14 protein-coding genes and 1 tRNA gene are annotated in these 12728 nt (G+C 66.3%); 9 read left to right on the top strand and 6 right to left on the bottom strand.

The genetic code is table 11. From position 1 onward, the window contains the following. The first annotated feature begins 20 nt into the window (after window positions 1-20). Together AC4AMJ_RS27380 and AC4AMJ_RS27375 are read left to right on the top strand one after the other, a co-directional pair. On the top strand, window positions 21-1250 hold the full coding sequence (locus AC4AMJ_RS27380; protein WP_489897950.1) for an NAD(P)-dependent malic enzyme: 1230 nt from the start codon (window positions 21-23) through the stop codon (window positions 1248-1250). Between the two features lie 137 nt (window positions 1251-1387). Further along, entirely contained in the window at window positions 1388-2218 is an 831-nt protein-coding gene (locus tag AC4AMJ_RS27375) for a hypothetical protein (RefSeq protein WP_489897951.1), read from the top strand. Window positions 2219-2284: 66 nt separating this feature from the next. Here AC4AMJ_RS27375 and AC4AMJ_RS27370 read toward each other — a convergent pair whose 3' ends face one another. Beyond that, window positions 2285-2953, bottom strand: a complete 669-nt coding sequence (locus AC4AMJ_RS27370) for a 4a-hydroxytetrahydrobiopterin dehydratase (protein WP_489897952.1) — start codon at window positions 2951-2953, stop codon at window positions 2285-2287. 45 nt (window positions 2954-2998) lie between these two features. Between AC4AMJ_RS27370 and AC4AMJ_RS27365 the strand changes: the two genes are divergently transcribed. From AC4AMJ_RS27365 to AC4AMJ_RS27350, 4 genes are all read left to right on the top strand, one after another. Then, window positions 2999-3595 (top strand): hypothetical protein, encoded by a 597-nt coding sequence (locus AC4AMJ_RS27365; RefSeq protein ID WP_489916060.1) that lies wholly within the window; start codon window positions 2999-3001, stop codon window positions 3593-3595. Window positions 3596-3603: 8 nt separating this feature from the next. After that, entirely contained in the window at window positions 3604-4059 is a 456-nt protein-coding gene (locus tag AC4AMJ_RS27360; protein WP_489897954.1) for a helix-turn-helix domain-containing protein, read from the top strand. Between the two features lie 61 nt (window positions 4060-4120). Next, a complete protein-coding gene (locus tag AC4AMJ_RS27355) occupies window positions 4121-4552 on the top strand; it encodes a VOC family protein (protein ID WP_489897955.1) in 432 nt (143 codons plus the stop codon). Window positions 4553-4652: 100 nt separating this feature from the next. Then, a tRNA-Thr gene (locus tag AC4AMJ_RS27350) sits at window positions 4653-4728 on the top strand. A 14-nt stretch (window positions 4729-4742) separates the two neighbouring features. Here AC4AMJ_RS27350 and AC4AMJ_RS27345 read toward each other — a convergent pair. Continuing rightward, window positions 4743-5735 carry an alpha/beta hydrolase gene (locus AC4AMJ_RS27345; RefSeq protein ID WP_489916057.1) on the bottom strand — a complete coding sequence of 331 codons (993 nt, stop codon included), beginning with the start codon at window positions 5733-5735 and terminating at the stop codon, window positions 4743-4745. Window positions 5736-5943: 208 nt separating this feature from the next. Between AC4AMJ_RS27345 and AC4AMJ_RS27340 the strand changes: the two genes are divergently transcribed. Together AC4AMJ_RS27340 and AC4AMJ_RS27335 are read left to right on the top strand one after the other, a co-directional pair. Beyond that, the gene (locus AC4AMJ_RS27340) at window positions 5944-6153 is read left to right on the top strand and encodes a hypothetical protein (protein WP_489897957.1); all 210 of its coding nucleotides are present in this window, start codon (window positions 5944-5946) and stop codon (window positions 6151-6153) included. Window positions 6154-6159: 6 nt separating this feature from the next. Further along, on the top strand, window positions 6160-7083 hold the full coding sequence (locus tag AC4AMJ_RS27335) for a LysR family transcriptional regulator (RefSeq protein ID WP_489916055.1): 924 nt from the start codon (window positions 6160-6162) through the stop codon (window positions 7081-7083). Here AC4AMJ_RS27335 and AC4AMJ_RS27330 read toward each other — a convergent pair. The 4 genes from AC4AMJ_RS27330 to AC4AMJ_RS27315 are packed head-to-tail and all read right to left on the bottom strand — an operon-like array spanning window position 7073 to window position 10588. Beyond that, window positions 7073-8152 (bottom strand): ABC transporter substrate-binding protein, encoded by a 1080-nt coding sequence (locus AC4AMJ_RS27330; protein ID WP_489916053.1) that lies wholly within the window; start codon window positions 8150-8152, stop codon window positions 7073-7075. The two genes, AC4AMJ_RS27335 and AC4AMJ_RS27330, sit on opposite strands and share 11 nt — an antisense overlap. A 36-nt stretch (window positions 8153-8188) precedes the next feature. Further along, window positions 8189-8986 (bottom strand): ABC transporter permease, encoded by a 798-nt coding sequence (locus AC4AMJ_RS27325; protein ID WP_489897960.1) that lies wholly within the window; start codon window positions 8984-8986, stop codon window positions 8189-8191. Next, window positions 8983-9759 carry an ABC transporter permease gene (locus tag AC4AMJ_RS27320; RefSeq protein WP_489916051.1) on the bottom strand — a complete coding sequence of 259 codons (777 nt, stop codon included), beginning with the start codon at window positions 9757-9759 and terminating at the stop codon, window positions 8983-8985. Before AC4AMJ_RS27320 ends, AC4AMJ_RS27325 begins: the two co-directional genes overlap by 4 nt. Next, window positions 9752-10588: an ABC transporter ATP-binding protein gene (locus AC4AMJ_RS27315; RefSeq protein ID WP_489897963.1), complete on the bottom strand. Its 837-nt coding sequence runs from the start codon at window positions 10586-10588 to the stop codon at window positions 9752-9754. The genes AC4AMJ_RS27320 and AC4AMJ_RS27315 overlap by 8 nt, the downstream gene beginning before the upstream one ends. Window positions 10589-10802: 214 nt before the next feature. Between AC4AMJ_RS27315 and AC4AMJ_RS27310 the strand changes: the two genes are divergently transcribed. Further along, on the top strand, window positions 10803-12440 hold the full coding sequence (locus AC4AMJ_RS27310) for an acyl-CoA synthetase (protein WP_489916049.1): 1638 nt from the start codon (window positions 10803-10805) through the stop codon (window positions 12438-12440). Window positions 12441-12728 lie beyond the last annotated feature (288 nt).

The raw sequence follows: 12728 nt of genomic DNA, 5'->3' as shown, positions 1-12728 counted from the left end.
GGGCTACCAGGAGGAAAACCGTGGCCAGCACGGCAGACAACGTCCCCACCGACCATCAGGCGCGAGCACCGTTCAAGGAGCCCACGATCGACGACCTCCCCATCACCGACGAAGAGATCTTCATGGCCCACGTCGGTGGCAAGCTCTCGGTGGAGTTGCGTTCACCGATCGACACCCAGCGCGACCTCTCGATCGCCTACACCCCGGGTGTGGCCCAGGTGTCCCGCGCGATCGACAACGAGACCGAACTGGTCAAGAAATACACCTGGACCGATCGCCTGGTGGCCGTCGTCTCCGACGGTTCGGCCGTCCTCGGCCTCGGCGACATCGGACCGCGGGCGTCACTGCCGGTCATGGAGGGCAAGTCGGCACTGTTCCGTACCTTCGCCGGACTGAACTCGATCCCGATCGTGCTCGACACCCAGGACCCCGACGAGATCGTCGAGACACTCATCCGCCTGCGCCCGAGCTTCGGCGCGGTGAACCTCGAGGACATCTCCGCACCGCGCTGCTTCGAGATCGAACGCCGCGTCATCGAAGCGCTGGACTGCCCGGTCATGCACGACGACCAGCACGGCACCGCGATCGTCGTGTTGGCCGCCCTCAAGGGTGCGATGGCACTGCAGAAGCGTGACCTGCGGGACCTCAAGGTCGTCATCTCCGGCGCCGGTGCCGCGGGCGTGGCGTGTGCCAACATCCTCGGCCACGCCGGGGTGACCGATGTCGTGGTGCTCGATTCCAAGGGGATCGTCAGCTTCCATCGCGACGACCTGAACGAGATCAAGCAGGAGTTGGCCGAACGCACCAATCCGCGCAGTCTCGGGGGTGGGCCCGCCGAGGCGTTGGCCGGCGCCGATGTGTTCCTCGGTGTCTCCGCGGGCAAGATCGACGAATCGCTCATCGCGTCGATGGCCGATGACGCGATCGTGTTCGCGTTGTCCAATCCGGACCCGGAGATCCACCCGACCGTCGCCGCCAAGCATGCCGCGATCGTCGCGACCGGCCGCAGCGACTTCCCGAATCAGATCAACAACGTCCTCGCCTTCCCGGGTGTGTTCGCGGGTGCCCTCGACGCCGGTGCCCGCCGGATCACCGAGCGCATGAAGCTCGCCGCCGCGGAGGCGATCTTCTCCGTCGTCGCCGACGACCTGCGCACCGACAAGATCGTGCCGAGCCCGCTCGATGATCGCGTCGCCCCGGCGGTCGCGGCGGCCGTCGCCGACGCCGCGCGGGCCGAAGGCGTCGCCTGAGCCGACCGCTCGACCCACTGGTGACCACGATCGTCCCCGTGAGCGTCCACCGAGGGAAATAAACCCTCGGATGTCGCTCACGGGGACGATTGTCGTCACTACGGATCCACGCACGTGCCTGGCGCGTCTCATATGGCATGGAACTCGAACCGCGGGTGTACACCCGTGCCGAACTCAACACGCTGGGCATAACCGACTCCGAGATGCGCCGTGCACTGCGGGCCGGGCACCTTTCCAGGCCGGGCCGGGGCTGGTATGCGCCGACCGACGCCGATCCCGAGGCCATCGAAGCGGCTCGACGCGGCGGCTGCGTGAGTTGCGTGTCCGCACTTCGGCGACATGGCTTCTGGGTGATGCCGGGTTACCACAGGCTTCATGTCCGCGGTTCAAAACATCAGGGCGCGAAACGGCACGACTTCTGCCGGACCCCCGGGCGCCCGCTGCCGGTGACGACATCGCTCGATCCGCCCGAGATCGCACTGGCCTGTGCGGCCGGATGCATGAGCGAGGAGGACTGGATCATCACTGCGGACTCCGTCCTCAACAAGTCGCAGATCAGTGTGGATGAACTTGCGGCACGGTTGCCCCAGACAAGCCGTCGGATCGTGAGGATGCTGAGCAAGTGCGACCCCGGGTCCCAGTCAGGAACCGAGTCTGCGGTACGCCTGCGACTACGTGCACGCGGTTTTCATGTCGAGGTCCAGGCCCGGGTCCCAGGCGTCGGCCATGTCGACCTGAAGGTCGGAAAGCTGATCATCGAGTGTGACAGCAAGGAGCATCACACCAGTCGGGAGAACTACCACAAGGACCGCCGGAGGGATCGAAAGTCGTTCACGCAACGGCTCATTCCATTTCGCGTGACCTACGACGACGTCCTTTACGGGTGGGACGAGGTGCTCGCCGACATCTGCGTGATCACCGACGCCGACCGCCATCGACTGCCTCGGACGCGACCATCGTCCCCCTGAGCACTGACCGAGGGAAAATACCCCTCGGAACGACGCCACGGGGACGATTGCAGCGGATGTGTGAGGTCAGTCCCGGCCCCGCCATGTACAGAGGCAGATCTCGTTGCCTTCCGGGTCGGCGAGTACCCACCATTCCGGCGCGAACTCGTCGGTGAGCAGCTGCCCACCCGCCTCGAGGGCCGCCGAGATCCGCTCCTTCACCGCGTCGTGCGGCAGCCAGAGGTCGAAGTGGACCCGATTGCGCTGCGGGCGTGGTTCGTCCATCTGCTGGAACCACACACCGGGCAGCACCCCGGCCGGATCGGACAGGTCCATCGAGGTCTGCTCCGGTTCGTCGCGGTAACCGAGGACCGCCTTCCAGAACGGTCGCACGTTGGCGATGTCCATGGCGTCGATACCGAGTTCGAAGCGGCCCGGTGGAGCCGCGGCGAGCTCGAGGTCGAGGTCTGCGGCGATGGCCGAAATCCGGTTGGCCAATGCCACGTCGGCCTCGGTCAGGCAGTGCGCACTATGGGTGGTCAGCGCGAGATGCACTGAACCGTAACGCAAGTCGATGTCGGGATGATGTCCGGCCGCTTCGGCGGCCTCGATGATCTTCGCGACGAACTCGCCGCCACGCACCATGTTCTTGGTGCGGAATCCGGCGTAGACGGTGTCGGCGAGGACCCGCCATGGATCGGAGAGTGCTTCGGTGGCCGCCGCGGCGCTGACTGGTGTTCCACTGGATCCGGTCATTCCTGCACCCTACGACCGTGAGGCGATCGTCGGTACCCTCATCGTGTGCTTCTTCCCGTGCAAGCGGCGCAGGGTGTGGCGGACGGATCGCTTGACCTGGCCTTCCGCCGGTGGAAGGCCGCGCGGGTCAAGGCGGGTTCGACGTTCATCAGTTCGGCCGGGGTCATCGAGATCGTCTCGGTGGATCAGGTCGAGGCGGGCGCCATCTCCGACGACGATGCGCGACGCGCAGGCTTCGCCACCGCTGCGGCGGCCATCGCGAAACTCCGCAAGAACGACGACCCCATCTTCCGGGTGGGGCTGCGCTGGGCCGGCCCCGATCCGCGGATAGCGCTCCGCGAAGACGACGCGTTGTCCGACGACGACATCGCGGACCTCCTGATGCGCCTGCAGCGCCTGGACGACCGCTCGTCACACGGTCCATGGACCCGCGCGACCCTCGAGATCATCAGACAACGACCCGCCGTCGTCTCGACGGAGCTCGCTGCCGAATTGGGCAGGGATCGGCCCGATTTCAAGCTCGACGTCCGGAAGCTGAAGAAGCTTGGTCTCACCCGGAGTCTCGAGGTCGGCTACGAGCTGTCCCCGCGCGGGCGCGCGCTGCTGAATCAACTCGAAGAACGTCAGTCCGGCGGCGCATAATCGACGGCATGACCAGCGCTCCGCCGGCCCGTCACCTGTTGCGGGCCAAGGATCTCGTCGACGCCCGGTTCGCCGAACCGTTGACCGTCGATGACATGGCTGCCGCCGCGAAACTCTCCCGCGCCCATTTCACCCGCGCATTCACCGCCACCTTCGGCGAATCGCCGCACGCCTACCTACAGACCCGACGACTCGAGCGTGCGGCCGCGATGCTGCGCAACACCGACCGCCCGGTCGCCGACATCTGCATGTCGGTCGGCCTGTCGAGCGTCGGGTCGTTCACCACGAGCTTCAGCAAGGCGTTCGGTAAGACCCCGACGGCCTATCGGGCGTCGTTCCCGCCCGCGATGAATCAGGTCCCGGTGCCGACGTGCGTGATGCGCCTCTACAACCGGCCGAGTCCGACGACACGTGCCGAGAAGACAGCACAGGGGAAGAAGCGCGCCGGTACCGAGAGCTCGTAGCGTAAGCATCACCAGCATTCAACCAGCGCCTCTCATGCGCTGAAAATGGAAGGTGAGCACCATGATTCGCATTGCGAGCGCACAACTGTGGGTACACGACCAGGACGAGGCACTGAAGTTCTGGACCACCAAGGTCGGCATGGAGATCCGGCAAGACGTCACCATGGCGGAGCTGGGCGGCTTCCGTTGGTTGACCGTCGGTCCGCCCGGGCAGAACGACGTGTCCATCGTGCTGATGGACATCCCCGGCCCACCGATGATCGACGACGGCACCCGTGAAGAGATCCAGAACCTCACCGCCAAGGGCTTCGCCGGCACCGTGTTCCTCACCACCGACGACTGCCAGGCCTCCTACGAGGAGCTCGCGGCACGTGGTGTGGAGTTCACCGAAACCCCGGAGCAGCGTCCGTACGGGATCGATGCCGGGTTCCGTGATCCGTCCGGCAACAGCGTCCGGCTCACGCAGCTGGCGCCGGAGTTGGCGGACGCCTGACCCCGACTACCCAGACCGGGCCCCGTCGACCAGACAGGCGCCCGGTTTGGTCGCGTGCCGGTCGGCTCGCTACACTCGTTTGCGCTGCCTCGCGCAGCACGCCGCCCTAGCTCAGTCGGTAGAGCAATTCACTCGTAATGAATAGGTCAGGGGTTCGATTCCCCTGGGCGGCTCCACGGTGGTCGCGACCTCACCGGTTCATCGCGGCCCACAACATCGGCCACGAATCCTTCAGATCCCGCTCCCAGTAGCCCCAGGAATGGGTTCCGGTCGGTCGGATGTGCACCGTTGCCGGGATGCCGAGTTCACGAAAACGCTGCGCCATCTGTTGCGTGCAGACGTTGACGGCCACCTCGATACCGCCGCCGTACACGACCCGCTGGAACAGTCCCATCGCGGAATCGGGGTCGGTCACGGTGGACAGGGCTTCGTCGGGCCCCGGCACACCTGTGCCCGTGGACAGATAGACGGCCGTCCCACGGAGTCGGTCAGCGTTCACATAGGGGTCGTTTTCACGCCAGCCCGGCCCGTCCAGCGGCCCCCACATGTTCTCGGCGTCGGCGCCGCCCAGCAATTCCACCACCGCGCGCACATAGGCCTGGCCCAGGGGATCGCTCGTGCGTGCGCAACCGCTGTAAGACGCCACCGCTCGGTACAGGCCGGGCGCCGCCTCCGCCAAGTTGAGCACCGACGTTCCCGCCATCGAGATACCGGCCAGCGCGTTGGCACCGGTCGCCCCGAACGCCGCGTCGAGGAGAGGCGGCAGCTCGCGGGTCAGGAATGTCTGCCATTTCTGCCGGCCGAGCCGCGGATCGTCGCGCCACCAATCGGTGTAGTACGAGTACGCGCCGCGCATCGGGGTGACGACGGTGACGTGCTTGTCGGCGAAGAACCGCACATAATCGGTGCGTTTCGCCCAGCTCGCGGCATCCTCGCCGCCACCCGCGCCGTTCAGCAGATAGAGGATCGGCGCCGGGGATCGATCACGAGGCAAGATCACGTCCATCGGTATCACCCGGTCCATCGCGACCGAGTAGACGTACAGCACCTGCCGCTGCGGCCCCTCGATCGTCCGACCGACGATCTCCGCACGCACCGGCGTCGCCCGCGCCGACGCAAACGACATCGTCGCACCCAGCAACAGTGCTCCCAGTGCTGCCCCGACCGCGCGCAGCAACCTCATCGTTCTCGACAACCGATCAACGCCCCGGATGACGGCCCCAACCAATCCGGTGCACAACACTGTAGGACTGTCGCCGGCAAGTGAAAAGGGCTGATCTCCACGACAAAGGTGACGATCGGCCGAACGCCGACCAATCGATTCTTCGAACCCGGCAAATCTCCATATAGTGGTGGTGAGATCCTCGGTCAGTCGCGCGAAGGAGCCAGTCATGTCGAACTTCATCAACAAGATCAAAGAGGAAGCCAAGGCCGTCTCCGCCGCGATCGACCAGGAGCTGACGGTCCTCGAAGGTGTCGACGGCTACGACCCGCTCCGCGAGGACGACGACTCGGAGGACAGCGACACCACCGACGCAGGGGACGCCACCGTGGCCGCATCCGACGACACCGAAGGCGGCGGAACCCCCACCGCCCAGTAGCCGAGCGTGGTCGCCCGCCGCCTCCCCGACATCGCCGCCCTCGACGTCGTCGTCACGGTCGCACGACTCGGCAGCATGGGTGCCGCCGCCCGCGATCTCGGCATCAGCCAGCAGGCGGTGAGCGCTCGGGTCCGCAGCGTCGAACGCGAGCTCGGGGTGGAGATCTTCCTGCGCTCCGCAGGCGGCGTCGACGTCACCCCCAACGGTATGGCCGTGCTCGAGTGGGCCAACGCGCTCGTCGAGCGCGCCGCGCAATTCATGGCCGGGATCGATTCACTCGTCGACGCCCGACAGGCGACACTCGTCGTCGCCGCCTCCAAGACCGTCGCCGAATATCTGGTTCCGCGCTGGATCAGCACGCTGGCAACCCAGAGCGGCGTGAAACTGTCGGTGCGCCCGATGAACTCCACAGAGGTCATGGAGACCGTCCAGCACGGCGATGCCGATCTCGGATTCATCGAGAGTCCCGGGCCGACAGGCGATCTCGACAGCACCGTGGTGGCCAGAGACGAGCTGGTCGTGGTCGTCGCCCCCGGCCACCGCTGGTCCGACGGACACCGGGTCACCCTCGACGAACTGGCCACCACCCCTCTCATCCAGCGTGAGCCAGGATCGGGAACTCGCGTCACATTCGAAGCGGCGCTGCGTGATTCGGGTGTCGAGCCGACCGATCCGCTCATCGAACTCCGGTCGGTCACCGCGATACGCGCTTCGGTACTGACCTCCCCCGGCGCCGCGGTGCTGTCGCGCCTGTCGGTCGACGATGACATCGACGCGGGCCGCCTGGTTCGCGTCGACGTCGCCGGCCTGCGCATGATCCGGCCATTACGTGCTGTGTGGCGCAAGAACATCCGACTGCGCGGCCCGGCCCGGGATCTGCTCGACATCGCCGGGCAGGCCGGCCGGGCCGGGTCAGCCGTCACTTCTTGAGGTCGGGGTTCTCCTCGTAGACCTCCTTGATCAGCGACATATCGAAGATCTGTTCCGGCTTCAGCGTGTAACCGGCCTTCTCGAGCGCGACCATGTTCTCGGCAATGAGCGCGTCGGTCATCGTCAGCAGCCCGTTCGCCTTGGTGTCCGCCGAGACGACCAGACCGTTCTGCGCGGTGGCCTCCTTGGTCTGTTCGGCCTCGTCGAGCCCGAGGTCCTTGCCGTACTTGGTGACGGCAAGCTTCGCCGAACCGGCCGGGTCGGCGACCGCGTCATACCAACCCTGGATGTCGGCCTTCAGGAATGCCTTGAGCTTGTCGCGTTCGTTGTCGATCGTCTCCTGCCGCACCACCAGGGTTTCAGCGACCAACGGGAGATTGAAGTCGGCGAACAGGAAGTTGGTGTTCGGAAATCCACTGGCGGCCAGCGTGATCGGCTCGTTGGTCACATAGCTGACCCAGCCGTCCACATCACCGGTGGTCAGTGGTGTCGGGTCATACTGGACGGTGATCTTCTGGATGTCCGACTCGGTCATGTTGTTGGCCGTCAACAGCGCCTTGAAGACGTTCTCGTTGGACGCCTGCACACCGATCTTCTTGCCCTTCATCTCCTGAGGCGTCTTGATCGGCCGATCCGCCGAGGACACGATGCAGAACGGGTTCTTCTGATACGTGGCGGCGACCGTCATCAGTTTGGCGCCCTGCAGGATGACCGGGGCGGTGAGCTGCGGTGCGGTCATGCCGATCCACACCTTGTTCGACGTCAGGCCGGTCTCGACGCCGGTGCCCGCCCCGCCACCGGTCATCAGTTCCGGCGTGCCGACGCCTGCCTGATCGTAGTACCCGTTCTCCAAAGCCCAGTACTCACCGGCGAATTCGATGTTCTTCTGCCACGACAGCTGCACCTTCGGGTTGGTCGACGACGCACCCGAGGAGCTGGAGTCGCTGCCGCTGCTACACGCCGCCAGCACCCCGGTGGCCCCCAGGGCGCCGATCGCGCCGCCCGCCGTCAACGAGTACCGCAGAAATGACCGTCGGTCAAAGCCTCTGCGATGCAAGGAGTTGCTCATCTCTACCCTTTCCATTCCCCCCGGGATTCCGGAGAATCAGTTCTGCTGCATACCCATTCGTGTCAAAACGACCGTCTCCGCCACACCGACGACCGCGTAGATGACGATCGACGCCACGGTGATGACGAGGACAGATGCCCACAATTCGTCGTAGGCGGCGGCCGGAAGTGCTTGCTGCAGAGTCGCCCCCAGCCCCTTGTTGGTACCCAGCCATTCCGCGACGGTCGCGCCGACCAACGCCCCGGGCACCGACACCTTCGCCGCGCTGAACAGCGACGGCACCGCCGCCGGAATCGCGGCCATGCGCAGCGCGGTGACCGAACTCCCGCCGTAGACGGTGATCACGTCATTGATCTGTCGCGGCGCGTTGGCCAGTCCGGTCATGATCATCACCAGCGCGGGGAAGAACACCACGATGCCGCCCATGATCGCGACGACTGCCGCGCCGCGCCCGACGATCAGTGTGATGAGCGGTGTCATCGCGACCAGCGGCACCGACCGCAGGAGCATCGCGATCGGCATGAACGTCTGTGCCGCGGGGCGCGACAGGACGAACGCAGCCGCCGTCAGGATCGCCGCCGTCATACCCACGACGAACCCGATCGCCGCGTCTTTCAAGGTGATCCAGAGGTTGTCCAGGATCTCGGCGCGCGCCTGCGCCGCGTCGGGCGCGGTGAACAGGTAGTCGAACACGTCCACCGGCGTGCGACCGATGATGGGACCGATGTCGGGGAAGGCAAGCAGGAACAGCCACCAGATCACGAGGATCAGGACGAACGACAACAACAGCGACCCGAGGAATCGGGCGATGCTCCACAGCCCGGTTGCGGTCACCGCAGCACCGCCATTCCCGTCGACCACCGTGTCGCGAATCGCGCCAGCACGCTGATGATCGCGTAGGCGACGCCCGCGATGGCACCGCTGATCAGGGCGATCGCCCACACCTCGGGGATGTCGCCGCGCTGCTGCGCGACGATCATGGCCGGCCCGGCTCCCTGGTCGGGCATGGCGAGGAACTCGCCGAGCACCGCACCGAGTACGGCTGCGGGCGCGGCGATCTTCACCGCGGCCAGGGTGTTGGGCAGCGCCGACACGGACCGGACGCGCCACAGTTGGGCCAGCCGACCGCCGCCGTACACCTTGACGAGGTCGAGGCTGCCCTGATGCGGTGAGCGCAGCCCGCTGAGTGTCCCGATCATGGTGGTGAAGAAGACCGAGATCGCGGCCAGGAAGACGATCATCGTCTGGACCTGCGCGAACGCGACCTGGATGATCGGCGCGACCGCGATGATGGGTGTGCAGTACGAGATGATCGCGAGCTGGGTGGCGAGTCCTTCGACCGGCGGGATCAGTACCACCAGGACGGCCAGCGCGATGGCCAGACCGTTGCCCCACAGGAACCCGCGCGCCGCGAGTTCGACCGTCGACGAGAAGTTCTGGACGTAGAACGACACCCCGGTGTCGGCCATGGTCGAGAGCACCGCGCCGGGCGTCGGGATCGTGCCGTGAAACCAGTGCAGCGCGCCCGCGATCCACCACAGCAGGACCAATCCGGCGAGTCCGATCAGCCCGGCGTACCACCGGTTCGGCTTACCGGATTCACCCACTGGTGGCCTCCGCCATCGGCCGACCGTCGCCGCCGGTTCCCCCGCCGAACAACAGTCCGGACAGATGATCGTGGATGGCGTGGAACTCGGGGGTGCGCATCATCTCGGGCACCCGTGGCCGCGGCAGATCGATCGTCACCATCTCGATGACCCGGCCCGGGCGGGGACTCATCACCGCGACAACGTCGGACAGGAACACCGCCTCGGCGATCCCGTGGGTCACCATCAGGGTGGTGGCCGGCTTCTCGGTCCAGATCCGCAGCAGTTCGATGTTGAGCCGCTGCCGGGTCATGTCGTCGAGTGCGCCGAACGGTTCGTCGAGCAGCAGCGTGGTCGGCTTCACCACCAGCGCACGGGCGATCGAGACGCGTTGACGCATACCGCCGGACAGCGTTGCGGGCTTGCTCTTCTCGAATCCGGTGAGGCCGACGAGCTCGATCAGATCGGCGACGAGATCGTCGTCCACCGGCAACCGTCCGACCTGCAACGGCAGCTTGATGTTCGCCTCCACCGACCGCCACGGCAGCAATGCCGAGTCCTGGAAGGCGATGCCGAGTTCGTGATTGCGCTGCAGCTCCGCCGGCGACTGTCCGTTCATCAGTGCGGTACCCGACGTCGGCTCCTCCAGCCCGGCCAGAATCCGCAGCACCGTGGACTTACCGCATCCGGACGGGCCCAGCAGCGACAGGAATGCACCCTCGGAGGTGGCGAGGGAGATGTTGTCCAGCGCGGTGACGCTGGAGCCCCCGCGCAACGACCGTGTCGTGAAGGTCTTCGTCAGATCGGTGACATCGATGCCGGTACCCGGCGGCCGTGTGTCGGCAGTCATGAAGGGTGACGTTAGGAGCCGGGTGTTGCTGACTCATTACCGATTAATTATCACTGACCGCATTTCAATGATCGGTGACGGCGCCCGCCTCGGCCGGGTGAGCGCCGATGGCTCGCTCGCAGCTCGCCGCTATTCTGAACACGTCGATTGTCACATGGCATAGAGTGGCTGCGGTATCAGTGATGTGCGACACGGCAGGGAGGTCTTGGCGCTAATGCCATCGATCCGCGATCATCTTCAAACACTCTCCGACACGGTCGGGGCTGTACGCGTTCTCCAGCGGTCCGGGGCGCTGAACTTCGGCCGGCCCCGCGAGTTGCTCACCTCTGTCAAGCGGAGCAAGACCCTCGGGGCGCCCGCGACGATCATCCTGCACGGCGCCGAGGAGTACCCCGACGCGCCCGCCCTGACCGACGAACGCGGAACCCTCACCTTCGCCGAACTGCATCGCAACTCCAACGCGCTCGCGAACGAGCTGCTCGCCTCGGGTCTCACACCCGGCGACGTCGTCGGGGTGCTCGCCCGCGACCATCGCGGCCTGCTGACCGTCCTGATCGCCTCGGGCCTGGCCGGGGTCCGCCTCGCGATGATGAACACCGGCTTCGGCAAGACACAATTCGCCGAGGTGGCCGAACGCGAGAACGTGAAGGCGATGCTCTACGACGAGGAGTTCATCGACCTCCTCGACGGTCTGCCCGCCGACCTCCCCCGCTACCTGACCTGGGTCGACGGCGACCGCCCGATTCCCGACGGGGTCAAGACCCTCGACGACATCGTCGCGACCGGCGACACCAGCTCACCGCCCGAGCCGAAGGAGATCGGCGGTCTGGTCATCCTGACCAGCGGCACCACCGGGCTGCCGAAGGGCGCCCAGCGCGGGAAGTTCTCTCCGTTCACCAGCGCCCTGCTCCTCGATCGGGTACCCATCCCGCAACACGGTGCGGCGGTGATCGTGTCGCCGATCTTCCACTCGACCGGGTTTGCCCTGTGGGGTGTGTGCACGGCGTTGGGGAACAAGACGGTCGTGATGCGCCGTTTCGACGCCGAGAAGACGCTCGCCGCGATCGCCGACAACCGGGCCGACGTGCTCGTCGCGGTTCCGACGATGCTGCACCGGATGGTGGCGCTCGGCCCCGACATCATCAAGCGTTACGACCTGTCCTCGCTGAAGATCATCATCATCGCCGGTTCGGCCCTGTCCCCCACGCTGTCCGAGGCGGTGCAGGACGCGTTCGGCGATGTCCTCTACAACATGTACGGGTCCACCGAGGTCGCCATCGCATCGATCGCGCAGCCGCACGAACTGCGCCAGGCCCCCGGCACCGTCGGCCGGGCCCCGGTCAGCAGCCACCTGGCGCTCTTCGACGAGAACGACCAGCGGATCACCGACACCAACGTGCGCGGACGCCTCTTCGTGAAGAACGGTGCGCCCTTCGAGGGCTACACCGACGGTCGTAACAAGCAGATCATCGACGGCTACATGTCGACCGGTGACATGGCCCGCTTCGACGAGAACGGTCTGATGTTCATCGAGGGCCGCGACGACGACATGATCGTGTCGGGCGGCGAGAACGTCTATCCGCTGGAAGTGGAGAACCTGCTCGCCGAGCACGCGGACGTCGCCGATGTGGCCGTCGTCGGTGTCGATGACGACGAGTTCGGTACCCGGTTGCGCGCGTTCATCGTCCGCAAGCCCGGCGCCGACCCCCAGGTCGACGACATCAAGGCGCATGTCAAGTCGAATCTTGCCCGCTACAAGGTACCGCGCGACGTGGTGTTCCTCGACGAACTGCCCCGCAACCCCACCGGAAAGCTGGTGCGACGGCAACTGCCGACCGGCCCGCTGACCTGATCTGCGGGCGCCGCGGTTCCCGCGGGTCGAGTAGCAGCGAACGGAGTGCGTCGCGTATCGAAACCCCCTGGCGGAGATCTCGATACGCCCTCCGCTGGCGCTCCGGGCTACTCGATCAGCGGGGTAGGTCGCCAGCGCGGGCAACACTCCCCCGATTCGCGGATGCCCGCAGCGCCGGCGAGCGTCAACCCGCTCCCTGAGGAGCCTCCGAGCGTCACCCCCGCCCCCTGAGGAGCCTCCGAGCCTGCGAGCGTCACCCCCGATCCCTGAGGAGCCTCCGAGCCTGCG

It is taken from the genome of Gordonia sp. LMA484, assembly GCF_058129505.1.
This window is presented reverse-complemented; position numbering and strand designations above follow the sequence as displayed.

What these genes read in the sequence shown, in the direction of transcription:
- AC4AMJ_RS27340 (WP_489897957.1), top strand. Translation starts at nt 5,944, where the DNA reads ATGTCGAACTTCATCAACAAGATCAAAGAGGAAGCCAAGGCCGTCTCC.
- AC4AMJ_RS27315 (WP_489897963.1), bottom strand. Translation starts at nt 10,588, where the DNA reads ATGACTGCCGACACACGGCCGCCGGGTACCGGCATCGATGTCACCGAT.
- AC4AMJ_RS27370 (WP_489897952.1), bottom strand. Translation starts at nt 2,953, where the DNA reads ATGACCGGATCCAGTGGAACACCAGTCAGCGCCGCGGCGGCCACCGAA.
- AC4AMJ_RS27345 (WP_489916057.1), bottom strand. Translation starts at nt 5,735, where the DNA reads ATGAGGTTGCTGCGCGCGGTCGGGGCAGCACTGGGAGCACTGTTGCTG.
- AC4AMJ_RS27355 (WP_489897955.1), top strand. Translation starts at nt 4,121, where the DNA reads ATGATTCGCATTGCGAGCGCACAACTGTGGGTACACGACCAGGACGAG.
- AC4AMJ_RS27310 (WP_489916049.1), top strand. Translation starts at nt 10,803, where the DNA reads ATGCCATCGATCCGCGATCATCTTCAAACACTCTCCGACACGGTCGGG.
- AC4AMJ_RS27330 (WP_489916053.1), bottom strand. Translation starts at nt 8,152, where the DNA reads ATGAGCAACTCCTTGCATCGCAGAGGCTTTGACCGACGGTCATTTCTG.
- AC4AMJ_RS27375 (WP_489897951.1), top strand. Translation starts at nt 1,388, where the DNA reads ATGGAACTCGAACCGCGGGTGTACACCCGTGCCGAACTCAACACGCTG.
- AC4AMJ_RS27360 (WP_489897954.1), top strand. Translation starts at nt 3,604, where the DNA reads ATGACCAGCGCTCCGCCGGCCCGTCACCTGTTGCGGGCCAAGGATCTC.